Origin of the sequence: Marinobacter oulmenensis (genome assembly GCF_014201735.1) — a bacterium.
Classification (GTDB): Bacteria; Pseudomonadota; Gammaproteobacteria; order Pseudomonadales; family Oleiphilaceae; genus Marinobacter; species Marinobacter oulmenensis.
This window is the reverse complement of sequence record NZ_JACHFE010000004.1, coordinates 54,103-79,657: the sequence shown is the minus strand read 5'-3', so window position 1 is coordinate 79,657 and position 25,555 is coordinate 54,103. Positions and strand designations below refer to the sequence as shown.

Below are 25,555 nucleotides of genomic sequence, written 5' to 3'. Positions count from 1 at the left end.
ACGGAAAATTGCGCTGACTGGTACGGATCTTGCGATAACCCTCCACGAACGGCGCCACGCGTCAGAATTTCGACCCAATCCGGTTTCACAGTACAGGCTAGCGGAGACATTTCCGGCATGGACAGAGCTTTGGCCCTGAACAACGTCAAATCCCTGACACGGGGAAATCTTGGTATTCCCCTGATGCTCATGGGGCTGCTGGGCATGATGATCCTCCCCATGCCGGCGTTTCTGCTGGATGTGTTCTTTACCTTCAACATTACCCTGTCCATCGTCATCCTGCTGGTCTGTATCTATGCCATGCGACCCATGGAATTCGCCTCCTTTCCCACAGTACTGCTGGTTGCCACGCTGCTGCGGCTGGGGCTGAACGTCGCCTCAACCCGAATCGTGCTGCTTGAAGGGCATGAGGGCGGCGATGCCGCCGGTAAGGTGATTGAGTCCTTTGGTGAAGTACTGATCGGCGGCAACTACGCGGTCGGTCTGGTTGTGTTCGCGATCCTGATGATTATCAACTTCCTGGTGGTGACCAAAGGCGCCGGCCGTGTTTCCGAAGTCAGCGCCCGCTTTACCCTGGATGCCATGCCGGGCAAGCAGATGGCCATCGACGCCGATCTGAATGCCGGCCTGATCAACCAGGAGGATGCCAAAAGTCGTCGGGAGGAAATTGCCCAGGAAGCGGATTTCTACGGTTCCATGGACGGTGCCTCCAAGTTCGTCAAAGGCGATGCGGTTGCCGGCCTGCTGATTCTGGCCATCAACATTGTCGGCGGTATCGTCATCGGGATGATGCAGCATGGTCTTGATTTCGGGCTGGCGGTCGAGCGCTATGCGTTGTTGACCATTGGTGACGGTCTGGTGGCGCAGATTCCCTCCCTGCTGCTCTCTACCTCTGCCGCCATTATGGTCACACGGGTTACCTCCAGTCAGGATATGGGCGGGCAGATCATTCAGCAGATGTTCAATGCCCCCAAGGCTCTGGGCATTGCCGCCGCTATTCTGATTATCCTGGGTCTGATTCCGGGGATGCCGCATGTCGCCTTCCTTGGGCTCGGGGGGATCGCGGCGGCAGTCTCCTGGTATATCTGGAAACATCAGCGTCAGACAGTCGAGGAAGAAGGCGTTTATGCCGGCCGGGGGGGAATGCCCGGGACGGCTGCCCGTTCCGGCGGCGAGATTCCGGCAGACCAGGGCGGTGATGGCCAGGCGCTGCCGGCACCGGGTGAAACCCGTGAACTGGGCTGGGATGACGTCGCCACGGTGGATATCGTTGGCCTGGAAGTGGGGTACCGGCTGATTCCCCTGGTCGACAAATCCCAGGGCGGTCAGTTGCTGAGCCGCATCAAGGGCGTTCGTAAAAAACTGTCCCAGGATTTGGGCTTCCTGATGCCATCCGTCCATATCCGCGACAACCTGGACCTGATGCCCAACGTCTACCGCATTACCCTGATGGGGGTCACCCTGGCGGAAGCGGAAATCCACCCCGAGCGCGAACTGGCGATTGATCCCGGCCAGGTGTTTGGCAAGGTGGAAGGTATTGCCGGCAAGGATCCGGCCTTCGGCCTGGATGCCACCTGGATCGAGCCGGAGCAGAAAGACCAGGCCCAGACACTGGGGTACACGGTGGTGGATGCCAGCACGGTTGTGGCCACCCATCTGAACCAGATCCTGCAGAAGCACGCCCATGAGCTGCTCGGGCATGAAGAGGTCCAGAAGTGGCTGGATCAGTTGGAAAAAATCTCACCAAAACTGGCCGAAGAGCTGGTGCCGACCACCGTTACCATCAGCATCCTGTTGAAAGTGCTTCAGAATCTCCTCAAGGAAGAGGTGCCGATCCGGGATATGCGCTCCATTGCCGAAGCCATCGTCAATGTTCATCCGAAGAGTCAGGACCCGAAAACCCTGACCACCGTAGCCCGTCAGGCCCTTCGCCGGATGATTGTCCAGAGTATCTGCGGCAACGACACCGAGATCCCGGTGATCACGCTTGATCCAGACCTGGAACAGTTATTGCTAAAGTCTGTTCAGCAGAGTCAACAATCCGGCGGCCAGGAGGATATTGGCCTGGTGCTCGAACCGAACATGGTGGAAAAGCTGCAGCGTTCCCTGCAGGACAGCGTCCAGCGCCAGGAAATGCTGGGCAAACCCGCCATTCTGCTGGTTTCCGGACCGCTACGGCCGGTCCTGGCGAAGTTTGCCAGTTACGGGGTGGAGCGGCTGCATGTGCTCTCGTACCAGGAAGTGCCGGATAACAAACAGATCACGATCGTTGCTTCGGTTGGCCAGTAGGGCCGCCGGGCGGGCAATTGCCATCAGGCATGCCGTTGGAGGATGAAACGCTATGAAAGTAAAACGGTTTTTCGCGCAGACCATGGCCGAGGCCCTCAAGCAGGTCAGTCACGAGATGGGGCCGGATGCCGTTATTCTGTCCAACCGCCGGGTGGACGGGGGTGTCGAAATTGTGACGGCCCTGGATTACGACGAAAACATGGCGCGCCAGCGCTTGGGTGACCGTGCCGTAGAGGCGACCAACGGGTCTCACCTGGCTGAATTGCAGGCCGAACAGCATCGCCAACTCGAAGAAGAACTGACCCGCTCCCGCAGCCGTATACAGGAGGTACGTGAGAAGCGTGCCTCGGCGGGTGCGCAGTACGCCGGCGTGGCATTTGATGACGCCGGCATGGATGCGACTCCGGTCGAGGCTCCGGTCCAGGCCGGAGAGGTAGCAGCCGGACGGGCGACGGCGGAGACCGGAGGCTACGCCGACGAACTGGCCAGCATGAAGGCGGAGATTCAGAATCTGCGCGAAATGGTCGGCAGGCGGCAACCCGAGCGAGCCCGTGAGCCGGTCCAGGAGAATGGCGGAAGCGCGGTACAGCAGCGTCTTGGCGAGCGCCTTCAGGAATTTGGCGTGGGCGCGGAACTGGCCAATACCCTGGCGCGCCAGAACCGGCAGGGCCGTCTTGAGGATGCCTGGAAGCAGTCCCTGAAAATGCTGGCTGCCGGCATTCGCACAGCCCGCAATACCTGGGTGGAATCCGGCGGGGTGTTTGCGTTGGTTGGCCCGACCGGCTCCGGTAAGACCACCACCATTGGCAAGCTGGCGGCCCAGTACGTACTGGAGCATGGCTCGGATTCCCTGGCGCTGGTGACCACCGATCGGTATCGGGTGGCGGCCCATGAGCAGCTGTTTGTGTTCGGGCGTATTCTCAATGTGCCGGTGAGGGTTGTGGACGAAACCCACTCACTGGACGATATTCTGGATGAGCTGTCGGACCGGCATCTGGTGCTGATCGATACGGCCGGGCTGACCAGTTCGGACCGTGGTTATCAGGAACAACTGGCGGAGCTGGCCCGTAGCCATCACAATATCCGCAGTCATCTGGTGGTATCGGCAACCAGTCAGCCGCGGATCATGAAATCCGTTTGGCATTGCTATAAGATGGCAAACCTTGCCGGTTGTGTGATGACCAAAATTGATGAGGCACTGACTCTTGGCGAGTCCCTGGGCTTTGTAATGGAAACCGGTCTGTCGGTCGCCTGGTATACCGATGGACAACGGATTCCGGAGGATCTGCATCGGGCGCAGGCGGTGCCGCTGGTCAGACTCGGGGTTGAGCGGTTGCGGGCCTTGCAGCACTCTCAGGCGGCTGCAGAAGGAGCCTGAGGGCTCCGGCAGCAGGACAGCAACCCGGCAGGCATGCCTACAAGAACGTAGTGAGAGACTGAAAACAGTATGAGCAGACCACATCCGGTTCAGGTAATTGCAGTTTCCGGCGGCAAGGGCGGTGTCGGCAAGAGCAACGTGTCCGTCAATCTGGGCATCGCGCTGGCGGAAAAAGGCAGGCGGGTCGTGTTACTGGACGCGGATCTGGGGCTGGCCAACATCGACGTTCTTCTCGGCATTACTGCAAGCCGGAACCTGCAGGACGTCCTGAACGGAGACTGTGAACTCCGGGATGTGCTGGTAAACGGGCCGGGCGGGATCAAGATCGTTCCGGCGTCTTCTGGCACACAGCGCATGACCCAGCTCAGTCCGATGGAGCATGCCGGTCTGATCAATGCGTTCAGCGAAATCGGCGACCAGATTGACGTGCTCATCGTGGATACCGCTGCCGGGATTTCCGAGTCGGTGGTCAGTTTTCTCCGGGCTTCCCAGGAACTGTTGCTGGTGGTCTGTGACGAGCCCACTTCCATCACCGATGCTTATGCCCTGATCAAGCTGATGAACCGGGATTACGGCACCAACCGGTTCCGGATACTGGCCAATCAGGTCAAGACGGATCAGGAAGGACGCCAATTGTTTGAGAAACTGACACGTGTCACCGAGCGTTTTCTGGATGTGGCCCTACAATACGTCGGCATTGTGCCCTACGATGAGATGGTGAAGAAGGCGGTTCAGCGCCAGAAAGCGGTGCTGGAAGCCTACCCCCGCGCCAAGGCTTCAACGGCCATTCGTGCGCTGGCGGAGAAAGTGGACAACTGGCCTCTGCCGACCTCGCCGCGGGGGCATCTTGAGTTTTTTGTGGAGCGACTCGTAGAAGTCTGACTTCGATCCAATCCTGGAAGAACCGGATACATGACGTTGGCGAAAAATCTGGGAATCTACCAGCAGGCCGGGGGAAAGAACGCTGCCCGGCTGGTTGAGGAGCATGCTCCGCTGGTAAAGAAAATCGCCCTCCACCTGATGGCCCGCCTGCCGGCTTCCGTGCAGTTGGAAGACCTGATGCAGGCCGGCATGATCGGCCTGCTGGAAGCAGCGCAGCGCTACAGTTCGGGCAAGGGCGCGACCTTTGAGACCTATGCTGGCATCCGGATCCGTGGTGCCATGGTGGACGAGATCCGAAAAGGCGACTGGGTGCCCCGGTCGGTCCACCGGAATGCGCGCAAAATCTCCGCTGCCATCAAGTCTGTGGAAGACCGTACCGGCCGGGAGGCGCAGGACGCTGAGGTTGCCGAGGAACTGGGAATGGCGCTGCCGGAGTACCATGCATCCCTGGCGGACGCCAACAGTGGCAGACTTTTCAGCCTTGATGAGCTAAATGAATCGGGCAACCTGCCGTTAGAAGAAGCAGAGAGTGGCGATAATCCTCTGGAAGGGCTGGCGTCCAGCGCATTCCAGAGAAGCCTGGCAGAAGCCATAGAAGGGCTTCCGGAACGGGAAAAACTGGTGTTGAGCCTGTACTATCAGGAAGAACTCAACCTGAAAGAGATTGGTGCTGTTCTCGGGGTCAGTGAAAGCCGGGTTAGCCAGATCCACAGCCAGGCTGCCATGCGCCTTCGGGGGCGTCTGTCGGACTGGCAGAACGACGACCATGCCTGATGGCCGGTCTTACGCACAGATCCAAGGCGCCGTTTCAGAGGCGGCGGTGAAAGTGACCTGCTAGACTTCGAAAGGCTTAACAAAATCCGGGTGTTACAGACTGGAGGTCCCTTTGGACAAGAATATGAAAATTCTCATCGTGGATGACTTCTCCACGATGCGTCGAATCATCAAGAACCTTTTGCGTGATCTTGGCTTCACCAATACCGATGAGGCCGACGACGGCAACACGGCATTGCCGATGCTCAAGAGTGGCAAATATGACTTCCTGGTCACCGACTGGAACATGCCGGGCATGTCAGGCTTTGACCTGCTCAAGGCGGTTCGCGCGGACGAGGAACTGAAAAACCTCCCTATCCTGATGGTGACCGCGGAAGCCAAGCGGGATCAGATCATTGCCGCCGCCCAGGCCGGAGTGAACGGATATGTGGTCAAACCGTTTACCGCAGCCGTACTCAAGGAAAAGATCGAGAAAATTTTCGAGCGTATCCAGTAGAGAGGTCAGACGGCTGCCATGACTGACAGCAACAAGAATAATCAGGGCCTTGAACCGGAGGTCACTGAGAAACTAAAGCAGCAGACCTCGGAACTCGCGGAAAGTGTCGAGGAGGGTGATTACGCCCGCGCCATGTCGATCATCAATGAGCTGAGTGATGTTCGCGACCAGAGCCTCTATCGTGAGGTTGGCCGGCTGACAAGAAGTCTTCACGAAGCCATTCGCAATTTTCAGATCGACGCCCGGAATGCCGAGCAGAAAGAAGCCCTGTCGAAAATGTCCGACGCTTCTGACCGGCTGAATTACGTGGTCCAGATGACCGGACAGGCTGCCAACCGCACCATGGATCTGGTTGAAAACGCCATGCCACTGGCGCACGCCATGCGGGACGAAGCCGTGGAATTGCGCGAAGAGTGGCTGCGTCTGCGTCGCCGTGAGATGGCCCCTGCGGAATTCAGGGAACTGTATGGTCGTATTGACCGGTTTTTCACCACTCTGACCGCGGACTCCGACACGCTTTATCAGAGCCTTTCAGAGATTCTTCTCGCCCAGGACTTCCAGGACCTGACCGGACAGGTGATCCAGAAAGTGACAGCGCTGGTCAAAGAGGTGGAAGAAAACCTGCTGAGCCTGGTGGTGATGGCCAGCCATGTGGACCAACTGACCGGGACGATTCACGAGATTGAAGAAAAAGAGGAATCAGCCGAAAAAGGGGTAGGGCCACAGATAAAAGCGGATGAGCGCGAGGATGTGGTGTCCGGGCAGGATGATGTGGATGACCTGCTATCCAGTCTCGGTTTTTGAACATTTAAGAGGTTGACGCATGGCGTTAGATGCTGACGAAGAAATCCTCCAGGACTTTCTGGTTGAAGCCGGCGAGATTCTCGAAAACCTGTCGGAGCAGTTGGTGGATCTGGAGCAGCATCCCGATGATGGGGATCTGCTGAACGCCATATTCCGGGGCTTCCACACGGTCAAGGGCGGCGCAGGCTTCCTGCAACTGGAGGCGCTCGTTAACTGTTGCCATTCCGCTGAGAATGTCTTTGACACCCTGCGCAACCACAAGCGTCGGGTCACTTCCGAACTGATGGATGTGGTCCTCGAAGCCCTGGACAACGTCAACTCCATGTTTGAACAGGTCCGTGAGCGGGAAGAGCCGACGCCAGCTCCGGACACGCTGATTGAGTCCCTGATGGAATTGGCCAAACCCGAGGACGAAGCGTCTCAACCGGCCAGCGAGCCCGAGCCCGCCGCGGAAGCCGGGTCAGAGCAGCCGGCAGCAACGGACGAACACGGTGATATCACGGACGATGAATTCGAGCAATTGCTCGATGCCCTGGGTGATGGAGATGACAGCTCAGACGCCGGTGCCGGCGACAAGGCGGCCACGGACGCCCCGGCCTCTGGTCAGGGCAGTGGTTCGGATGATGACGAGATTACCGAGGACGAGTTTGAAGCGCTGCTGGATCAGTTGCACGGCGAAGGCCAGTTCAAGGGAGCGCCCGCCGGAGAAGAAGCCGCCGGCAAGCCCGCAGGTAAGAGCGAAGAGAAAGCGTCGGATGCCGGTGACCCGGACCTGATCAGCGACGACGAATTCGAAAACCTGCTGGATGAACTTCATGGCAAGGGCGCGGGTCCCAGTGTCACGGCTGGCAAGCCGGAATCGGCCCCAGCCGCCAAAAAGCCCGAGAAAAAACCGGAACCGGCGAAAGCTCCAGCGCCAAAGCCCGAGCCGAAAAAAGACGAGGGCAAGGCTGCCCCGGCCAAGGAAGCGCATCATCCGCCGGCAGAAACAACCGTGCGGGTGGATACCAGCCGGCTCGATGACATCATGAATATGGTGGGTGAGCTGGTACTGGTGCGCAACCGCCTTCAGCGCCTGGGTTCCCAGAGTGAAGACAGCGAAATGCACAAGGCTGTCTCCAATCTCGATGTGGTGACTTCCGATCTGCAGTCCGCCGTGATGCAGACGCGCATGCAGCCGATCAAGAAAGTCTTTGGCCGCTTCCCCCGCGTTGTGCGTGATCTGTCCCGCAGCCTCAAGAAAGAGGTTGACCTGCTGATGCACGGGGAAGAGACCGACCTGGACAAGAATCTGGTGGAGGCCCTGGCTGATCCATTGGTTCACCTGGTTCGCAACTCGGTGGACCACGGTATTGAAGATCCGGATGTGCGGGAGCAGAACGGCAAGCCCCGCAAGGGGACGGTGACCCTGTCCGCAGAACAGGAAGGTGATCATATCCTGCTGTCGATCAAGGATGATGGCGCCGGTATGGATCCGGAAGTCCTGCGCCGGAAAGCCGTGGAAAAGGGGCTGTACGATGAGGACGCGGCGTCAAGGCTGACAGAGAGTGAATGTTACAACCTGATTCTGGCGGCTGGCTTTTCCACCAAGGATCAGATATCCGATGTCTCCGGCCGTGGTGTCGGCATGGATGTGGTAAAAACCAAGATCAGCCAGCTCAATGGTCAGATCAACATCGAGTCGGTCAAAGGCAAGGGCTCCAATATCAAGATCAAGGTGCCTCTGACACTGGCGATCATGCCGACCCTGATGATCATGGTGGGTGGCCAGTCGTTTGCCCTGCCGCTGGTCAACGTGGTGGAGATTTTCCACCTGGATCTTACCAAGACCAACATTGTCGACGGCAAAGAATGCATTGTGGTCCGGGAAAAAGTCTTCCCGCTGTTCCACGTCAAGCGGTGGCTGGTGCCATCCCAGGCAGGTGGTGAGCCACCGGCTAACGCCCACGTGGTGATTGTGGCCATGGGAACCCGGCAGGTGGGCTTCGTAGTTGATCAACTGATCGGGCAGGAAGAGGTTGTGATCAAGCCTCTGGGCCGGGCCCTTCAGGGGACGCCTGGTATGGCCGGGGCCACGATTACCGGTGACGGACGAATCGCCCTGATTATTGATGTGCCCAGCCTTCTGCAGCACTACGGCTAACGCCGACAGGTCAGGAGCTCCGGGATTGTTTAGGAGAAATGGATGACAGTTTCTGTCCTGGTCGTTGACGATTCGGGTTTTTTCCGCAAACGGCTGACGGAAATCCTCACGGCTTCCGGAAAAATCAAAGTGGTCGGGACCGCCGGCAACGGCCGTGAAGCCGTTGAGCTGGCGGCGAAACTCAATCCCGATGTGGTCACCATGGATTACGAAATGCCGGTTATGGATGGCATTTCGGCGCTGCGGGAAATCATGAAAAACCGGCCTACGCCGGTCCTCATGTTTTCGTCTCTGACCTATGAAGGTGCCCGCGTCACTCTGGACGCGCTGGAGGCCGGTGCGGTCGATTTCCTGCCCAAGAATTTTGAGGAAATCGCCAAGGACACCAGTCAGCTCCAGAAAATCCTGGTTCAGCGGGTACTGGATGTTTCCGGCAGTAAGCCGGGGGCCAAGACGGCGCCATCACCCGCGCCGGAGCCAGAAGCACCGTCGCCCGCCCGTCGCCCGTCCCGTTCCTCGCCGGTGACCGGTCGGGACCGGGAGCGACCGGCGGCGCCTTCCCGTCCTGCAGCCCCGAAGCCGGAAGTACCCCGCAGTCCCGGCCGAAAAACACCCGCCCGCCACTACCAGGTGGTCGCCATCGGGACTTCAACGGGCGGCCCTGTTGCGCTGCAGAAGGTTCTGACCGAACTGCCAGCATCTTTTCCGGCGCCTATCGTGCTGGTGCAGCACATGCCAGCCAGTTTCACCCCCGCTTTTGCCGAGCGTCTCAACCGTCTATGCCGGATTGAGGTGCGCCAGGCCGAGGACGGGGATGTGCTCCGGCCAGGGCTGGCGCTGCTCGCGCCCGGTGGCAAACAGATGATGATCGAAGGGCGCAGTGGCCAGGCAAAGGTACGGATACTGCCCAGTGATGAACGCCTGAACTACAAGCCCTGTGTCGATGTCACCTTTGGCTCACTGGCGCGTAGCTTTCCCGGTAAGACTCTGGGGATCATCCTGACCGGCATGGGTGCCGACGGCAAGGAAGGCTGCCGGATGATGAAGCAGACCGGATCGGTGATCTGGTCACAGGATGAGAAGACCTCGGTTATCTATGGCATGCCGATGGCGGTGGCCCGCGCCGGACTGAGCGATGAAGTTCTGCCCCTGCAGGAGATCGGGCTCCGTATGGTCGAAGGCGTGAGCTGATGGATATCCTCAGCCTGCTCGGCATTGTCCTGGCTTTTGCCGCGATTCTGGGTGGCAATATGCTGGAAGGGGGAGCTCTGGGCTCCCTTTTTAACGGGCCCGCGGCCCTGATTGTCGTTGGCGGCACCCTGGCAGCGACAATCCTGCAGACTTCCTGGCCGGTGCTCAAGCGGGCCCTGGCCCAGTTCCGCTGGGTTTTTCTGCCGCCTTATATTTCTCTTGAGGATGGTATCGGTAAGGTGGTGGACTGGAGCGTCAAGGCCAGGAAACAGGGGCTGCTCGGGCTGGAAGGGCTCTCGGAGCGCGAAGCCGAGCCGTTTGCCCGCAAGGGGCTCCAGCTGCTCGTTGACGGCGCGGAGCCGGAATCGATTCGCAGCATCCTCGAGGTGGACCTCGAATCGCGGGAGCAGCGCGATCTGGACTGTGCCAGGGTCTACGAAGCCATGGGCGGCTATTCGCCCACTATCGGTATTATCGGCGCCGTCATGGGGCTGATACAGGTCATGACCAACCTTGAGGATCCCCAGTCTCTGGGCGGCGGTATTGCGACCGCTTTTGTGGCCACCATCTATGGTGTGGCCCTGGCCAACCTGCTGTTTTTCCCCGTGGCCAATAAACTCCGGGGCATCGTCCGCGACCGTACCCGCTACGAAGACATGATGATCGACGGCATCATTGCCATCGCCGAAGGTGAAAACCCCAAATCCATCGAGCTGAGGCTGCGGGGCTTCCTGCAGTAACCGGGACCGACACCCATGCGCCGACGCCGACAGCCCCAGGACGATCTCCACAACAAGGAACGCTGGCTGATCTCCTATGCGGATTTCATTACCCTGCTGTTTGCGTTTTTTGTCGTCATGTATTCCGTATCCTCAGTGAATGAGGGCAAGTACAAGGTGCTGTCCAACACCCTCACCGGGGTGTTCAATGCGCCTGAACGGTCCATGCAGCCCATACAGATCGGTGATCAGCCCGCTCAAAACGACCAGACATCCGTTGCCCAGCCGGTAACGTCCGACGGTGACGAAGCTGATGGGGAAGGTGACAACCGTGGTACCGAATCCCTTCGTACCATGGCCATGGAGCTGGCTACCGAATTCGATCAGTTGATCGAACAAGGGGTGGTCAGCATGGAAAGCAGTGAGCAGTGGCTGGAGCTGAGCCTGCCCAACAGTCTGCTGTTCGGCAGTGGTGACGCCGAACCACATTACGACGCCTTCGAGGTTATCGAGAAAATCGCATCGGTGTTAAACAACCGGGACAACGCGGTGAAAGTCGAGGGCTTTACCGACAACCAGCCTATCCGCACGGACCAGTTTCCGTCCAACTGGGAGCTGTCGGCTGCGCGCGCTGCTGCCGTGGTTCGTATGCTGACGATGGAGGGCATTGAGCCCGATCGGCTGGCCGCGGTGGGCTATGGCCAGTTCCAGCCGGTAGCGCGGAATGACACGGACGAGGGACGGCGCCGCAACCGGCGGGTGGTCCTTCTGATCTCCCGGGATGCCAATATACGCGCCACCATGCGCTGATCCGCCGGATTGGCGCCACGGCCTCAGACTGGCACACTTCCTGTATTACGTATGTCACGATTGCAGCGGATCGGCAATGATTTGCCGCCGTTATCCGGAGGCTGTCTTCAAGTAAATGGATTCGTTGCCGATAACATATAAGCTCACGGCGTTTGTGCCGGGCTGATCCGTAGGTGGAGAGTATCGAGAGTGCGTATCTGGGCAGTAGCGAATCAGAAAGGTGGTGTGGGTAAAACAACCTCGGTGGTGACCCTTGGCGGGTTGCTGGCCCAGAGTGGCAAGCGTGTGCTGGTTGTGGATCTTGATCCCCACGGCTCGCTGACCAGCTGGTTTGGCTATGATCCCGATACCATCAGCCAGAGCGTGTTCAACCTGTTCCAGCACGAGGGCAAGGTGCCCGAGGGGCTGCCGGGCCAGCTTGTGGCCGATACCGGGTGTCCGGGGCTGTCGCTGATGCCGGCCAGTACGGCACTGGCCACGCTGGAACGCAAGATGGTCGGTGTCGGCGGCATGGGGCTGATCATCTCCCGGGCCCTGGCGCAACTCTGGGACGACTTTGATTACGTGCTTCTTGATAACACGCCTTCCCTGGGCGTACTGATGGTGAATGCCCTGGCAGCCGCCCAGCATCTGGTTATCCCCGTGCAGACCGAGTTTCTTGCCATCAAGGGGCTCGAGCGCATGCTGCATACCCTGCAGATGATTATGCGGTCCCAGAAGAACCAGCTTTCCTATACCATCGTACCTACCCTGTATGACCGGAGAACCCAGGCGTCTGTCAAAAGCCTGAATATGCTTCGCAAGAGTTACCCTGACACCCTGTGGCGGTTCTCCATCCCGGTCGATACCAAGTTCCGGGATGCCAGCCAGCAGGGGGTAATTCCCTCGGTCGTGGATCCGGATACTCATGGTGTCCGGGCCTATCGCCACCTTCTGGAGGACCTCCTGACGTTGACGCAGAAGGGCAGGGAGCCGTCGGATGGCTAACGCTGACAAAAAAATGACGCAGCTGGCCGAGCCGGAAGCGGCCGTCGCCAGTTATCTGGACGAGTTGCTGCACACGGCCACCAGTACGGCACTTGAAGAGGAGGCGCCGGCACCGTCAGCGCCTCCGGCTGCACCACCGAAGGTGGAAGCACGGCCAAAGGTACAGATCCGGACCCGGGTGGAGGCGCGGACCGAAACTGAGACCCGGGTTCGGCCGGAGCCTGCGCCGGTGAAGGCGCCGCCGGAAGGTAGGACGGAGACAAAGAGCCCGCCGGTGGAAACTCCGGCACCGGTTGTGACAGAAACGGCTGAGCCTGAGCCTCAGACCGCGCCGGAGGAGAAAACCACGGCTGACCGGCCGGACTGGTCGGAAGAGCCATTCGAGTGCCTGATTTTTACCGTCGCCGGACTGAAACTGGCCGTACCGCTGGTGCTGCTGGGCGCAATCCACCGGCTTGAAGATGACGACGAGATCCGGCCTATTCCCGGCAGCCCCCGATGGTACATGGGGATTCGACCGGATCAGGACCAGAACCTGCGGGTGGTGGATTCGGCCGAATGGATCATGGCCGGTCGCGTGCCCGAGGGTGCCCGGGAAAACTATCGTTTCGTGATCCGTCTGGATGACAGTGAATGGGGACTGGCCTGTGATGAGGTGGCCCAGTCCTTCACCCTGCGTCCGGAGGAAGTGCGCTGGCGAACCGGCCGTAGCCGCCGGCCCTGGCTGGCAGGCACGGTGATTGATCATATGTGCGCGTTGATTGATGTCCGCGCCATGGCTAACTTACTGGTACGTGCGGAGCGCGAACACCACCTCGATCTGAGCTGATCGGATCGGTTACCCAAAGAAACCGTGTCAGGCTGGCACGGTTTGTGCCCTTAACTATAGTATTGGGCACTGATTGATGACTTTTTGACGATCAGGTTGCCCGCCGGGCAGCCGAAAAGGAGAGAGTGCTTATGGCATCCCCGAGCGGACAACAGAATCAGGCCCAGGACGACAAGGTACTGCAGTACGTCACCTTCCGTCTGGATGACGAGACCTATGGCATTGATGTCATGCAGATCCAGGAAGTGTTGCGTTACACCGAGATCGCCCCGGTACCCGGCGCCCCGGATTATGTCCTGGGGATTATCAACCTGCGGGGCAATGTGGTGACGGTGATCGATACCCGTCGCCGGTTTGGCCTGGCGGATGCTGAGGTAACGGATGCCACCCGGATCGTGGTCATGGAATCCTCCAGCCAGGTCATGGGCATTCTGGTCGACTCGGTGGCTGAAGTGGTCTACCTGAAGTCCAGCGAAATTGAAACGGCACCGAATGTCGGCAACGAGGAAAGCGCCAAGTTCATTCAGGGTGTCTGCAACAAGAATGGTGAGCTGATCATCCTTGTCGAATTCGACAAGATGCTGTCAGACGAAGAGTGGGCGGAGATCGCGTCGCTGTAAGCCTGATCTGCGGGTGCTGCGATGGACGTCCACCAGGGTTAACAATCAACGGAGACGTCCATCATGAGCATGACCATTCCTTCCTGGCTTCCCTGGGCATTGACTGCCGCCGCGCTTGGCCTGGTTCTGTTGCAGGTCATTGTCCACGGGCGCCGTATCCGGGCGCTTCAGGCTTCACTGAAGGAGCGCTGTGACACCCTCGGCAGGGAGTTGCACGCGACCACCAGTGGTAGTGTTGGTGTTGGCCAGCGACTGGTTGCCTGCGAACGGCAACTGCACGAACTTCGCAATGCCATGGATGAGATGCGCCAGAATGACCCTCTCCGAATCTCCTATGACGAAGCGTCCCGCCTGGTTGATCTTGGCGCCGATATCGACGATCTTATGAATACCTGTGGGATTTCCCGTCCGGAGGCCGAGCTGGTATCAGCGTTGAAAAAACGTCAGGCGGCCTGATCCGAAGCTGTCACGGATGCTGCTGAATGAAGAGAATTTACGCGAGGGCCGAAGAGGCCCTCACTCGCGTTTCACGCCATGATTTTGTCGCCGGTGCCGATATTGCCCCTTCCATCACCGGCCATTCCATCCCCAGACAAGAAACCGTCCACCACCTGCTGGGCCTGATGCCGGAAATTGAGCCGGATCAGGTGGTCATGCACGTCGGTGGTGGTTCCGGCTACCTGACAGCGGTGATGGGTGAACTGGCTCACCGGGTGATCTACGTGGATCGCAACCCGGTGCTCGCGGACAAGGCCAGGGAACGCTTCTTCGCCAAGGGCCTGCACAACATCGACGTCGTGCAGGCCGAAGCGGGCAAGGGTGTAGAGGCCGACGAGGCCTGTGATCTGGTGGTGTGCACCACCTTTCTGTCTGACCCCCGGGTGCTGACGCCGAACCTCCGGGAAGGCGGCCATCTGGTCTGCCTTGAAGGGCGGGCCGGGCCGGTGCCCAGTGTGGCCATGTACTGCAACAGGAACGGCCGTCTGGAGCGGGAACGCACTCTGGGCTGGGTCGATTTCAATCGGAACTCGGAGCAGATCCTGATTGATCTTGGTGTCGTCGGCGAGGAGGATCTTGCCCGTGCAAGGGCCGAAGCCGCCAGCAAAAACGAACGAGTACTGGACGTACTGCGTCGCTCCCTGAACATGGAGGAGGTCGAACTCTACCGTTCACTGGCGCAGCAACGGGGCATGACCTTTACCGAGGCGGATGAGGTGCTCAATCACCTCAATCCGGAACTGTTCAGGCGTTTCTCCCGGACCTTCCTCGATCTGTCGCGCATGATTCCGGTGGCACAGGCGGACGGCAAGCTGGCCGTCGTTACCGATGACCCGGACGCCCGTACTGATCAGCTTGAACGACTGACTCCGGTCAACCAGTCCACGACCTGCCTGCTGGTGACGCCGACGGATTTCCGGCGGATCTGGTCGGCGCTGGATCTGACCGTCAAAGGCAGCCGGTTCGCCGCCGAGCAGGGTGGCGCAACCGGGGCTGCTGCTGTTGCCCATGGCGAGGAAAACGGCAAGGATCTGTTTGGTCAGGAAATCAACAAGCACATCAGTCCCTATCTGATTTCAGTCTACGAAGCCATCCTGCTGGATGCGGTCGGAGAGAAGGCCAGCGATATCCATATTGAGCAGTATGAGAACCGGGTGAGAGTCCGTTTGCGGGTTGACGGCGACCTCCATGAATTACCCCAGTATCAGCTCTCGGCACGGGAAATCCGGGGGGTGATCAATGTCATCAAACTGCGGGCGGAGCTCAATATTGCCGAGCACCGTCTGCCCCAGGGCGGGCGTTCCCGTCTGCAACTGGGTGAGACAACCTACGATCTGCGCATCCAGACCCAGCCGTCCCTGCACGGCGAAAATGCCATTATCCGCCTGTTGCCCCAGACCGGCCGGGCGATGACCATTGCCGAGCTTGGCATGTCGTCGGTGATTGGCAGCCGTTACCAGCGGTTGCTGGACAACCCGGCCGGTCTGGTGCTTGTGGTGGGGCCGACCGGGTCGGGCAAATCGACCACGTTGTATGCCGGGCTGCAGAACCTGGCCGATGATGGCCGGCGCAAGGTCATTACCGTGGAAGACCCGATCGAATACGCCATCGATAACATTCAGCAGACCCGTGTCCGGGCAGACATCGGTTTCAGCTTTGCCGATGCCATGCGGGCGTTTGTCCGGGAAGATCCGGACGTGATCCTGGTAGGGGAGATCCGGGACCAGGAAACCGCCCTGGAGGCGATCCGGGCCTCCCAGACCGGCCACGTTGTTCTATCCACGCTTCACTGCAACGATGCGGTCGATTCCCTTCAGCGGCTGTATGATCTGGGCGTTCATCCCAACTCCATTGCCGGTGAACTGCTGGCGGTGATCGCCCAGCGTCTGGCCAAACGCATCTGCAGTCATTGCCGAAGGCCGTCCGAGCCGGACCCTGTCGTGCTGGCCGAGGTGTTCCCGGACGGGCCACCAGCCGGATTCCGGTGTTTTGAGGGCGCCGGATGCGACAAATGCAACGGCCGTGGCACCCAGGGCCGGGTGGCGATCGTTGAGTACATGGAAGTGGATACCGATATCCGTAACGCCATTTCGAGCCAGCCGCCCGTGGGTGAGTTGCGCTGGCGGGCGCTGGATGCCGGCCTGGTCACCATGCGGGACAGTGCCCTGGATCACGTGATTGAAGGCATCATCCCGTTGTCCGAATTGCCCCGCATTCTGCCCCGGGAACGTATGGCGCCCGAGATTCGTGGCGGCCGCAGGTGTCATTCATGAAAAGCAGCCAGCAGCCAGCCAATGGCGTTCAGCGCCAGCCAGCAGAAATTGCCTACCGGGATGAAATTGCCCGGCTGATTGCCGAGGATTCGGGGCCGGTGCCGCCGGGTTGGCAGATGTCCCCCAAATCGGTAGAGGCGTTTCTGCTGGGGGATTCGGACCGCAACATCGAGCGCAAGTTCGTGGCTGATCGGGACATGGTGGTCCGCATCATCATTTCCCTTTGCACCAACCGCGGCTGCCTGCTCGTGGGCGAGCCGGGCACCGCCAAGTCGTGGCTGTCAGAACTGCTGGCGGCGGCCATCTCCGGAGCGTCCGGGCTGACCCTGCAGGGCGGTGCCATCAGTCACGTCAGTCAGTTGCTGTACAGCTGGAATGAGGCCCTTCTGCGCACGGAAGGCCCCAGCCGCAAGGCGCTGGTACCCACCCCCCTGTTACGGGGCATGATGGAAGGGCGGCTGGTCCGTTTCGAGGAAATTGCCCGCTGCCCCCAGGCGCTGCAGGATGCGGTCCTGTCCGTTCTGTCAGACCGGGTGGTGGTGATTCCCGAGCTGGCGGGTGACGACGGCGTGATTCTGGCACGGGAGGGGTTCAATCTGGTGGCGACGTCCAACAGTGTGGACGAAGGCGTCCACCGGATGAGTGCGGCGCTGAAGCGACGGATGGATTTCGAGGAGATCCGGCCCATCCGCAACCTGTCCGATGAGATGGACGTGGTGCTCCGGGAAGTGACCCGGGCCAACCGGCATGCGGGTATCCAGGTGGATCTGGACCCGGAGGTCGTGGAGGTTCTGGTCACCCTGTTTCATGAGTTGCGTAACGGGCAGACTCTGGACGGTCGCAGTACCGACCGGCTGGCCGGTTCTGCGTTGTCCACCGCCGAGGCGGTTTCGGTGGCCCATGCGGCGAGTCTGAACGCCTGGTATTACGGCGGCGGGGCCATGACCATCGAACACCTGATGCATCATGTCGTCGGCTCGGCCCTGAAGGATGAGCCGGAGGATCGCCGTCGGCTCCGGCATTATTTTGATACGGCGGTTGGCCCCCGCAAGGGTGAACACTGGCAACGGGTGTGGGCAATGAGGTCACTGATCCAGTGATGTGTCCCGGCCGGCGTCGTCGGGCGTACGGCCCCGTATGTGGAAAGCAAAGGCCAGGATTTCGGCAATCACCCGGTACAGTTCCTCCGGTATTTCATCATTCAGTGACAGTCGGGCCAGGATGCCGGCAAGCTCCGGGTTTTCGTAAAGCGGCACTTCATGCTCCCGGGCAATGCGGATGATTTCCTCCGCCAGCTCCCAGGTGCCGGTGGCCGAGATGATTGGTGCCCGTTCGCCGTCGTATTTCAGCGCCACTGCCGCTGGCGCTTGATCGTCACGGTTGTCCTTCATGCCTTGGTATCCACCAGTCGGTGTTCGAGTCGTGTCTGTGCCTGTTTGGGGGCGCCCCGACGGCATTCCAGGTCGGTCACTTCCAGGCCCAGATCCGTGAGGCTTTTGCGCAACAGCGGCAACTCCTCGTTTACCTGCCTCAGCGTTGTCTGCTTTTCAGCCCAGACCCGGGCACTGACATCAGGATAGCGGAAGCCTACCTCAAAATGCAGCGGCCCGGCTTCGTCGAGATCCATGGACAGTGACAGACGCCATTCGCTTACCGACGTGCGGCCGGACCTGGCACCGCTGTTTTCCTCATTGCTTTCATACTGTTCCATACGTAACTGGGCTGCCCGGGGTTCCTGCTGGGGCGTCAGCCAGGGCAGATCCACCAGCAAGGTGTTAACCGGCGCGCCGGCCTCACCACCGGCCCGCGTGGTCAGGGTCTGGCTGTGCAACTGATTCACCGTGATGCGGTTCAGCATGCCGGCCAGCAGTCGCAGCACCTGGCCGGTACTGGCAGGCTCCGCTGTCGATGCCTGGGGTGTGGGCGGCGCTGTCGCTGTCTGGGGGTATTGCAGTGGCGCCTGCATCAGCTCCGGGCTCGAGCTTGGCGTCAGACGATTGAAGTGCGCGGATGTCTGTCCCTGGCTGGCCAGCAGGGCGCTGGCAATGCGTGCCAGAGCCAGCTTGAGATCGTTGGGTGCGGAGGCTTTGGGCGAGGACTGCAGCAACCGGGATTCGGCGAACAGGCCGCTTTCGGAGAGCCATTGGCGGACCTGGGAAGCGGTGCTCTCGGTCCGGCCGACACCCGGAGCAAGCTCGTTCGACTTCGGCAGGCTGGCCAGGACCGACTCCAGAGCCTGGCGCGCCGCAGCCGGTAACGGCTGTGGCGGGTTTGCCGAGGGCGGCTGCCCCGGCTGTACCATGGGGCGTACCCCGTTATTCAGGGAACTGACCAGTTGCTGCAGGCCGGTTGGCAGGCTCTGCTGCCAGGGCAGGCGCTGGGCGAGGGCACGAGCCACAGTGCTTTCCTGGCTGGCGGCCAGTTTGCCCATCAACTGCAGTTCATTGCCCGCTCGCATGACCTTGATCAGGTCACCGGCGGAAAACTCCGGTGGCCGGTTGCCGATATTGACATTCAGGGTTCTGCCCCGGAGTTCCAGCAGCAGTTCGTGCCCGCCGCCTTTCTGTTGAAGGATTTCGGCTACCCGCGCCAGGGCTGTCTCGCGGTTGGCCAGTTGCAGCTGAACCAGCTGCTGCCGGGCGCTCAGCGCCGGATCAACCGGCACTGATTCCTTGCCGCCGGGGAGCGTTACCGGGCCTTTGCCCGCCGCAGCGGGAGGCGTGGTCGAGGGTGTGACCGGCTGGTTGCCGGGAACTGGTCCGCCGTTCACTTTCATAGCGCTGATTTGATGTGGGGCACGAGTAATCCCGAAGTGCTTTGGTTATAATGCATCTCGCCTTTTACCCATACACCCGATGCCAAGCGTGCATCCTCCGCTCTGAAAACGGAGCCCTGATGTCCGAGCCGTTACTGCAGGCTGTCAACCTTGAGTGCGAGCGTGACGAGCGTCTGCTTTTTCACAACCTGTCGTTTTCCATACTGCCCGGTACGGTGACCCGTGTCGAGGGGCCGAATGGCACCGGCAAGACGACACTGCTACGGATTCTGGCCGGGCTCAATGACGCCTACGCCGGGGATCTGCTCTGGTGTGGGCAAGCCCGCAACCGGCAACGGGAATCTTTTCTCAGGAATACTTTGTATCTTGGCCACCGGCCAGGTATCAAACCGCTGCTGACGCCGCTGGAAAACCTGCGTGCGCTGATGGCGGCCCGGCGGCCGGTTGGCGATGACACATTATTGCAGGCGCTGGCGGGGACCGGCCTTGCCGGGTTTGAAAATGTTCCCTGCAGGAACTTGTCGGCCGGCCAGCAGCGCCGGGTGGCTCTGGCCCGGCTGCTGATTGCGGATGAGCCGCTCTGGTTGCTGGATGAGGTCTTCACAGCAATCGACGCCGACGGTGTCGGGGCCATCGAGGCTTTGCTGCAGCAGAGGGCGCAAGAGGGCGGTGCGGTTCTGGTCACTACCCACCATGACCTGCAGTTGCCCGGTATGAACCGGATTACCCTGGGAGGCGCGGCCAATGAATGCTGAGTTCCGGCCATTGCTGAAACCGGTGGATCAGGCGGTTGGTCCGGTTGCCGCCATGGTGGCGGTTTTTGCCCGTGATGTCCGTGTGGCCTTCCGGCAGCGGCAGGATCTGCTCAACCCCCTTCTGTTTTTTGTCATGGTGGTAACCCTCTTCCCCCTCGGGGTTAGCCCGGAAGTGGCATTTCTGAAGCAATCCGGTGCCGGTATCCTCTGGGTGGCTGCGCTGCTTTCCGTGCTGCTGTCACTGGACCACCTGTTCCGGCATGATTTTGACGATGGCACGCTGGAGCAACTGGTGCTTCAGCCTCAGCCCCTGTTCCTGCTGATTCTGGCCAAGACCCTCGCGCACTGGATACTGACCGGGCTGCCTCTGGTGGTCCTGACTCCGGTGCTGGGCATAATGGTTCACCTGGACGGGAACTCTATTGCAATTTTATGTCTAACGCTGCTGATCGGTACCCCGGTTCTGAGTCTGATCGGCTCCATCGGGGCCGCGCTGACCCTGGGTTTGCGGTCGGCGGGCGTGCTCTTGTCACTGCTGATCATTCCGCTGTACATTCCCGTGCTGATTTTCGGCACCGGTACGGTTGCAGCGGCAACGGAGGGGGCGCCGGTGGCTGGTTATCTGGCGCTGATGGGGGCTTTTCTGGTTCTGGCTCTGACCCTGGCCCCCTTTGCTTCGGCAGCGGCACTTCGGGTCAGCCTGTCCAATAGCTGAGAACGCCAATGGGCCTGGCAATGGATGTACAGTTAACTAGCAAGACGGTAACCGACTGATGTGGCAATTCTTTCATAAGCTGGGCTCGCCCAAGTGGTTTTACGGAATCGCAAACCGCCTGATGCCATGGCTGCTGGTATCCGGGTTGGTTGTTCTGGCGGCGGGCCTGGTGTGGGGGCTGGCGTTTGCACCTCAGGATTATCTGCAGGGCAACAGCTACCGGATTATTTTCATCCATGTTCCGACGGCTTTCCTGGCCCAGTCCGCCTACATGATCATGGCGGTGGCGGCGGTTATCACCCTGGTCTGGCGTATGAAACTGGCCGACGTCTTCGTGCGGGCGGTGGCGCCCGTGGGCCTGGTGTTCTGTTTTCTGTCCCTGTTTACCGGCGCCGTCTGGGGCAAGCCCACCTGGGGCACCTGGTGGGTATGGGATGCCCGCCTGACCTCGATGCTGATCCTGCTGTTCCTGTATGGTGGCGTTATTGCGCTGGATCGTGCGATCAATGACGAAAAATCCGCAGCCCGCGCGGTGGCGGTTCTGGTTCTGGTGGGCGTCGTCAACATTCCAATCATCAAATACTCGGTTGAGTGGTGGAACACGCTGCATCAGCCGGCCACTTTCAAACTGACTGAAAAGCCGTCCATGCCCACGGAAATGTGGGTGCCGCTGGTGCTGTCCGTACTTGGGCTTTACCTGCTGTTTGGCTGGCTGGCCTGTCTGAGAATGAAAACCGAGATACTGCACCGGGAACAGAAAACCCGCTGGGTCCGCGAACTGGTACTGGCGGGGAGAGGCTGATTCATGGCATTCGATTCGTTTTCCGCATTCATCGCGATGGAAGGGCACGGGCCTTACGTCTGGTCCTGCTACGCGGTGTTCTTCATTTTCCTCGCCGGCATGATGATCTGGTCTGTCCGGCGTCACCGTTCAGTAATTGAGGCGTGCAGGCGCCGCCTGGCCCAGCAGGACGCCACCCAGGGCAAGGATGCCAGACCCAAACCCAAACCCCAGGCCACCTTCACCCGAGTGGAAGTTTCCCAGGACTGACAGGCAAGAAACCATGCATCCGATCCGAAAAAAACGACTGACCATAGTGGGCTTTCTGGTGGCCGGCCTCGCCATCGCGGTGGGCCTGACCACCTACGCCCTGCGCCAGAACATCAACCTGTTCTACGATCCGACCGAGATTGCCGCCGGTAACGCCCCGGTGGATGTCCGCATCCGTGCCGGTGGCATGGTGGAGGAGGGCAGTGTGGCCCGTGATGCCGGCACCCTGAAGGTTCGCTTCCGGGTGACCGACTATGCGGCATCGGTGCCGGTTCAGTACGAGGGCATCCTGCCCGACCTGTTCGCCGAGGGACAGGGTGTGGTCGCCATGGGGCGGCTGAATGACCAGGGCCTGTTTGTCGCTGACCAGGTGCTGGCCAAGCATGATGAAAACTATATGCCACCGGAGGTGGCCGAGGCACTGGAGCGGTCGTCGAAAGGCCAGCACAAGGCTGCCGATGCCGAAGAAGCTGCACAAAGCACGGCTTACTGATCCCGCTCAATTCACCCTGACGTTGGAGAATCCTGATGTATCCGGAACTCGGGCAGCTTGCACTGGTTCTCGCGCTGCTGCTGGCAGTGCTTCTCTCCGTAGTGCCGCTGGTGGGGGCCATTACCGGCCGTGACAGCCTGCAGGCATTCGCGCGGCCACTGGCTTCGGGCGTATTCGTGTTTATCGGGCTGGCGTTTGCCATTCTGACCCACGCCTTTCTGGTGGACGACTTTTCTGTCGCCTATGTCGCCAACAACAGCAACAGCATGCTGCCCTGGTATTACAAGATGAGTGCGGTCTGGGGCGGGCACGAAGGCTCGTTGCTGCTGTGGATACTGATGCTGTCGGCCTGGATTCTGGCGGTGGCGGTGTTCAGTCGTCGCCTGCCGACGGTGATGATCTCCCAGGTACTGTCAGTGCTGGGTATGGTGGCCGTGGGCTTCCTGTTGTTTGTCATTGTGACCTCCAATCCGTTTGATCGGCTGTTGCCGAACATTCCGGCTGACGGTCAGGATCTCAATCCTCTGCTCCAGGACGTCGGGCTGATCATGCACCCGCCCATGCTGTACATGGGCTACGTCGGTTTCTCTGTTGCCTTCGCGTTTGCCATCGCGGCCCTGATCAACGGCCGCCTGGATGCGGCCTGGGCGCGCTGGTCCCGCCCCTGGACGACGGTGGCCTGGTCATTCCTTACCATCGGCATTGCCCTGGGCAGCTGGTGGGCCTATTACGAGCTTGGCTGGGGCGGCTGGTGGTTCTGGGACCCGGTCGAGAACGCGTCCCTGTTGCCTTGGCTGTCGGGCACCGCCCTGATGCACTCGCTGGCGGTGACCGAGAAACGCGGTGTCTTCAAAAGCTGGACTGTCCTGCTGGCCATTGTGACCTTTGCGCTCAGTCTGCTGGGTACCTTCCTGGTCCGCTCCGGCGTGCTGACCTCGGTGCACGCCTTTGCCTCGGACCCGGAGCGTGGCAGTTTCCTGCTGGCATTGCTGGGCATTACCGTGATTGGCAGCCTGACACTCTATGCTTTCCGGGCCCAGGTGGTTCACGTTCGTGCGCGCTACGGCGGCCTGTCCAGGGAAGTCTTCCTGTTGCTGAACAACGTGCTGCTGGTTTCTGCAACCCTGCTGGTGGCGATTGGAACCCTGTACCCGCTGGTACTGGATTATCTGAACATGGGCAAGCTGTCCATCGGCGAACCCTTCTTTAACACCACCTTCACGCCTCTGGGCGTGGCGGCTGGGTTGCTGCTTGGCGCCGGTATTTTCTCCCGCTGGAAGAAAACCGACGGCGGCTGGCTGGGCCGTAAACTGCTCTGGCCGTTGACCATCAGTATTCTCGCGAGCACCGCTGTGGTGATCGGTTATGGCGGCTTCAAGCCCTGGGCGTTTATCGGCGTGTTCACGGCCATGTGGGTGGCGGTCGCTACCTTCTGGGATCTGTGGGACAAATCCTCTTCCCGGCAGGGGCGCTGGTATGGTCTCAAGCGTCAGTCCCGCAGCTACTGGGGGATGGTACTGGGTCATCTAGGCCTGGCGATTGTGATGGCTGGTGTCACTGTGGTCTCCAACTACGGCATTGAGCGTGACGTCCGGATGCAGCCGGGTGACGTGGCCGAAGTCGGCGACTACCGTGTGGTCTTCAATGACATCGGTGAGCGCCAGGGTGCCAATTTCACCGCCCAGTACGGCAGCTTTGATGTGTTCCTCGACGGGGAACAGGTGGCAGAACTGCACCCGGAGAAACGCCAGTACCCGGTGGGTATGAGCGTGATGACCGAGGCGGATATTGATGCCGGGCTGTTCCGCGACATTTTCGTGGCGATCGCCGAGCGTATCGATGGCGATGCCTGGGCGATCCGCCTGCAGTACAAGCCGCTGGTGCGCTGGCTCTGGCTGGGCGCTCTGGTGATGGCCATTGGTGGCTTTCTGGCGATTGCCGACAAGCGCTACCGGATCAAGGTGCGCCGGCAACAGGAAAGCCGGGCGGCGTCACCGAAGATTGATGGCAACCCCGCGGAGGCCACGTCATGAAACGACTGTTCCTGTTTTTGCCGTTGATTGTGGCGGTGGGCATTGGTGTGTTTCTGTTTGCCGGCCTGGGCAAGGATCCCACCAAGCTGGAATCCACCATGATTGGCAAGCCGGTGCCGGAGTTTTCCCTGGAAAGCCTGGATGACGCTTCCCGCACGCTGGACACCTCGCTGCTCAAGGGCGAAGTCAGCCTGCTGAATGTCTGGGCGGAATGGTGTCCGTCCTGCTGGGACGAGCACGCCTACCTGACTTACCTGGCCAGAGAAAAGGGCGTCCGGATCGTCGGGCTCAACTACAAGGATCAGCGGGAAAACGCATTCCGGTTCCTGGAACGCCTGGGAAATCCCTATGACGAGATCATCTTTGATCCCAAGGGGCGCCTTGGCTTTGATCTGGGGGTTTACGGCGCGCCCGAGACCTTCGTGATTGATGCCGACGGGGTGGTGCGTTACCGCCACGTGGGTGTGGTCAATGAAAAAGTCTGGACCGAGGAACTGCTTCCGGTCATCAACAAGGCAAGGGGTAACAGTTGATGCGAGTGCTATGGGCATTACTGGCGATTGCCGTGTGGTTTGCCACCCCGGTACAGGCGGAAGTGGCGGATGTTTACGATTTCTCTTCCCGTTCCGAGGAGCAGCGCTTCCAGCAGCTGATCTCTGAATTACGTTGCCCCAAGTGCCAGAACCAGAACATCGCCGATTCCAACGCGCCCATCTCCGAGGACATGCGCAATGAGGTCTATCGGATGATGCAGGACGGCGCTTCGAACGAGGAGATCGTGGATGCCCTGGTGGCCCGGTTTGGTGAATTCATCCAGTACAAGCCGCCAGTGGACCAGCGCACCATTCTGCTCTGGGCCTTTCCGGCCATCGCGGCCATCGGCGGTTTTCTGATCGTGGTCGGGGTGGTGTGGCGCACCCGCCGACGGGAGGCCCGGGAGCAGGGCCTGACCGACGAGGATCGCAGCCGGGCCGAACGGATACTCTCCGGTGACCAAGACGATCAGGCCAGCCACTGATCAATCAATACATCTGAAGGC

26 protein-coding genes are annotated in these 25,555 nt (G+C 60.2%); 24 read left to right on the top strand and 2 right to left on the bottom strand.

Annotated features, from left to right (window positions below):
* The first annotated feature begins 117 nt into the window (after positions 1 to 117).
* The 16 genes from flhA (at position 118) to HNR38_RS08610 (ending at position 17,793) form a co-directional block, all read left to right on the top strand.
* Positions 118 to 2,289: a flagellar biosynthesis protein FlhA gene (gene flhA / locus HNR38_RS08685; RefSeq protein WP_183702354.1), complete on the top strand. Its 2,172-nt coding sequence runs from the start codon at positions 118 to 120 to the stop codon at positions 2,287 to 2,289.
* Positions 2,290 to 2,341: 52 nt separating this feature from the next.
* Positions 2,342 to 3,667 (top strand): flagellar biosynthesis GTPase FlhF, encoded by a 1,326-nt coding sequence (gene flhF, locus HNR38_RS08680; protein WP_183702351.1) that lies wholly within the window; start codon positions 2,342 to 2,344, stop codon positions 3,665 to 3,667.
* Positions 3,668 to 3,736: 69 nt separating this feature from the next.
* The gene (locus HNR38_RS08675) at positions 3,737 to 4,549 is read left to right on the top strand and encodes a MinD/ParA family protein (protein WP_183702348.1); all 813 of its coding nucleotides are present in this window, start codon (positions 3,737 to 3,739) and stop codon (positions 4,547 to 4,549) included.
* A gap of 30 nt (positions 4,550 to 4,579) precedes the next feature.
* Positions 4,580 to 5,323: an RNA polymerase sigma factor FliA gene (locus HNR38_RS08670; protein WP_183702346.1), complete on the top strand. Its 744-nt coding sequence runs from the start codon at positions 4,580 to 4,582 to the stop codon at positions 5,321 to 5,323.
* Positions 5,324 to 5,435: 112 nt separating this feature from the next.
* Positions 5,436 to 5,819, top strand: coding sequence for a chemotaxis response regulator CheY (cheY, locus tag HNR38_RS08665; protein ID WP_183702344.1), 384 nt, complete (start codon positions 5,436 to 5,438; stop codon positions 5,817 to 5,819).
* 18 nt (positions 5,820 to 5,837) lie between these two features.
* Positions 5,838 to 6,623, top strand: coding sequence for a protein phosphatase CheZ (locus HNR38_RS08660; protein ID WP_183702342.1), 786 nt, complete (start codon positions 5,838 to 5,840; stop codon positions 6,621 to 6,623).
* Between the two features lie 19 nt (positions 6,624 to 6,642).
* Positions 6,643 to 8,766: a chemotaxis protein CheA gene (locus HNR38_RS08655; protein WP_183702339.1), complete on the top strand. Its 2,124-nt coding sequence runs from the start codon at positions 6,643 to 6,645 to the stop codon at positions 8,764 to 8,766.
* Between the two features lie 42 nt (positions 8,767 to 8,808).
* Positions 8,809 to 9,957, top strand: coding sequence for a protein-glutamate methylesterase/protein-glutamine glutaminase (locus HNR38_RS08650; protein ID WP_183702335.1), 1,149 nt, complete (start codon positions 8,809 to 8,811; stop codon positions 9,955 to 9,957).
* Complete coding sequence (locus tag HNR38_RS08645) at positions 9,957 to 10,697, top strand: flagellar motor protein (protein ID WP_183702331.1); 741 nt, start codon at positions 9,957 to 9,959, stop codon at positions 10,695 to 10,697. The genes HNR38_RS08650 and HNR38_RS08645 overlap by 1 nt, the downstream gene beginning before the upstream one ends.
* A gap of 15 nt (positions 10,698 to 10,712) precedes the next feature.
* Complete coding sequence (gene motD / locus HNR38_RS08640) at positions 10,713 to 11,486, top strand: flagellar motor protein MotD (protein ID WP_183702328.1); 774 nt, start codon at positions 10,713 to 10,715, stop codon at positions 11,484 to 11,486.
* Positions 11,487 to 11,675: 189 nt separating this feature from the next.
* Complete coding sequence (locus HNR38_RS08635; protein ID WP_183702325.1) at positions 11,676 to 12,473, top strand: AAA family ATPase; 798 nt, start codon at positions 11,676 to 11,678, stop codon at positions 12,471 to 12,473.
* On the top strand, positions 12,466 to 13,302 hold the full coding sequence (locus tag HNR38_RS08630) for a chemotaxis protein CheW (protein ID WP_246362571.1): 837 nt from the start codon (positions 12,466 to 12,468) through the stop codon (positions 13,300 to 13,302). The genes HNR38_RS08635 and HNR38_RS08630 overlap by 8 nt, the downstream gene beginning before the upstream one ends.
* A gap of 131 nt (positions 13,303 to 13,433) precedes the next feature.
* Entirely contained in the window at positions 13,434 to 13,922 is a 489-nt protein-coding gene (locus HNR38_RS08625) for a chemotaxis protein CheW (RefSeq protein ID WP_183702320.1), read from the top strand.
* A gap of 63 nt (positions 13,923 to 13,985) precedes the next feature.
* Positions 13,986 to 14,378, top strand: coding sequence for a DUF2802 domain-containing protein (locus tag HNR38_RS08620; protein WP_183702317.1), 393 nt, complete (start codon positions 13,986 to 13,988; stop codon positions 14,376 to 14,378).
* A gap of 26 nt (positions 14,379 to 14,404) precedes the next feature.
* Positions 14,405 to 16,693 (top strand): ATPase, T2SS/T4P/T4SS family, encoded by a 2,289-nt coding sequence (locus HNR38_RS08615; protein WP_183702313.1) that lies wholly within the window; start codon positions 14,405 to 14,407, stop codon positions 16,691 to 16,693.
* On the top strand, positions 16,690 to 17,793 hold the full coding sequence (locus HNR38_RS08610) for an ATP-binding protein (protein WP_183702299.1): 1,104 nt from the start codon (positions 16,690 to 16,692) through the stop codon (positions 17,791 to 17,793). Before HNR38_RS08615 ends, HNR38_RS08610 begins: the two co-directional genes overlap by 4 nt.
* Here the strand turns inward: HNR38_RS08610 and HNR38_RS08605 are convergent.
* Together HNR38_RS08605 and fliK are read right to left on the bottom strand one after the other, a co-directional pair.
* A complete protein-coding gene (locus HNR38_RS08605) occupies positions 17,779 to 18,084 on the bottom strand; it encodes an EscU/YscU/HrcU family type III secretion system export apparatus switch protein (RefSeq protein WP_183702297.1) in 306 nt (101 codons plus the stop codon). The two genes, HNR38_RS08610 and HNR38_RS08605, sit on opposite strands and share 15 nt — an antisense overlap.
* Positions 18,081 to 19,469 (bottom strand): flagellar hook-length control protein FliK, encoded by a 1,389-nt coding sequence (gene fliK, locus HNR38_RS08600; RefSeq protein ID WP_183702294.1) that lies wholly within the window; start codon positions 19,467 to 19,469, stop codon positions 18,081 to 18,083. The genes HNR38_RS08605 and fliK overlap by 4 nt, the downstream gene beginning before the upstream one ends.
* 119 nt (positions 19,470 to 19,588) lie before the next feature.
* On the opposite strand from fliK, the gene ccmA reads away from it, so the two are divergent.
* From ccmA to HNR38_RS08560, 8 genes are read left to right on the top strand one after another with little or no spacing between them, the layout of a single operon-like run.
* Positions 19,589 to 20,224 carry a cytochrome c biogenesis heme-transporting ATPase CcmA gene (ccmA, locus tag HNR38_RS08595; protein WP_183702291.1) on the top strand — a complete coding sequence of 212 codons (636 nt, stop codon included), beginning with the start codon at positions 19,589 to 19,591 and terminating at the stop codon, positions 20,222 to 20,224.
* On the top strand, positions 20,214 to 20,939 hold the full coding sequence (ccmB, locus tag HNR38_RS08590; protein WP_183702288.1) for a heme exporter protein CcmB: 726 nt from the start codon (positions 20,214 to 20,216) through the stop codon (positions 20,937 to 20,939). Before ccmA ends, ccmB begins: the two co-directional genes overlap by 11 nt.
* A 58-nt stretch (positions 20,940 to 20,997) precedes the next feature.
* Positions 20,998 to 21,741 (top strand): heme ABC transporter permease, encoded by a 744-nt coding sequence (locus HNR38_RS08585; protein ID WP_183702285.1) that lies wholly within the window; start codon positions 20,998 to 21,000, stop codon positions 21,739 to 21,741.
* Positions 21,742 to 21,744: 3 nt separating this feature from the next.
* Entirely contained in the window at positions 21,745 to 21,990 is a 246-nt protein-coding gene (gene ccmD, locus HNR38_RS08580; protein ID WP_183702282.1) for a heme exporter protein CcmD, read from the top strand.
* Positions 21,991 to 22,003: 13 nt separating this feature from the next.
* Complete coding sequence (gene ccmE, locus HNR38_RS08575) at positions 22,004 to 22,483, top strand: cytochrome c maturation protein CcmE (protein WP_183702278.1); 480 nt, start codon at positions 22,004 to 22,006, stop codon at positions 22,481 to 22,483.
* A gap of 35 nt (positions 22,484 to 22,518) precedes the next feature.
* Positions 22,519 to 24,516 carry a heme lyase CcmF/NrfE family subunit gene (locus HNR38_RS08570; RefSeq protein ID WP_183702275.1) on the top strand — a complete coding sequence of 666 codons (1,998 nt, stop codon included), beginning with the start codon at positions 22,519 to 22,521 and terminating at the stop codon, positions 24,514 to 24,516.
* Positions 24,513 to 25,049 carry a DsbE family thiol:disulfide interchange protein gene (locus HNR38_RS08565; RefSeq protein WP_183702272.1) on the top strand — a complete coding sequence of 179 codons (537 nt, stop codon included), beginning with the start codon at positions 24,513 to 24,515 and terminating at the stop codon, positions 25,047 to 25,049. Before HNR38_RS08570 ends, HNR38_RS08565 begins: the two co-directional genes overlap by 4 nt.
* The gene (locus HNR38_RS08560) at positions 25,049 to 25,534 is read left to right on the top strand and encodes a cytochrome c-type biogenesis protein (RefSeq protein WP_183702269.1); all 486 of its coding nucleotides are present in this window, start codon (positions 25,049 to 25,051) and stop codon (positions 25,532 to 25,534) included. The genes HNR38_RS08565 and HNR38_RS08560 overlap by 1 nt, the downstream gene beginning before the upstream one ends.
* The last annotated feature ends 21 nt before the right edge of the window (positions 25,535 to 25,555 follow it).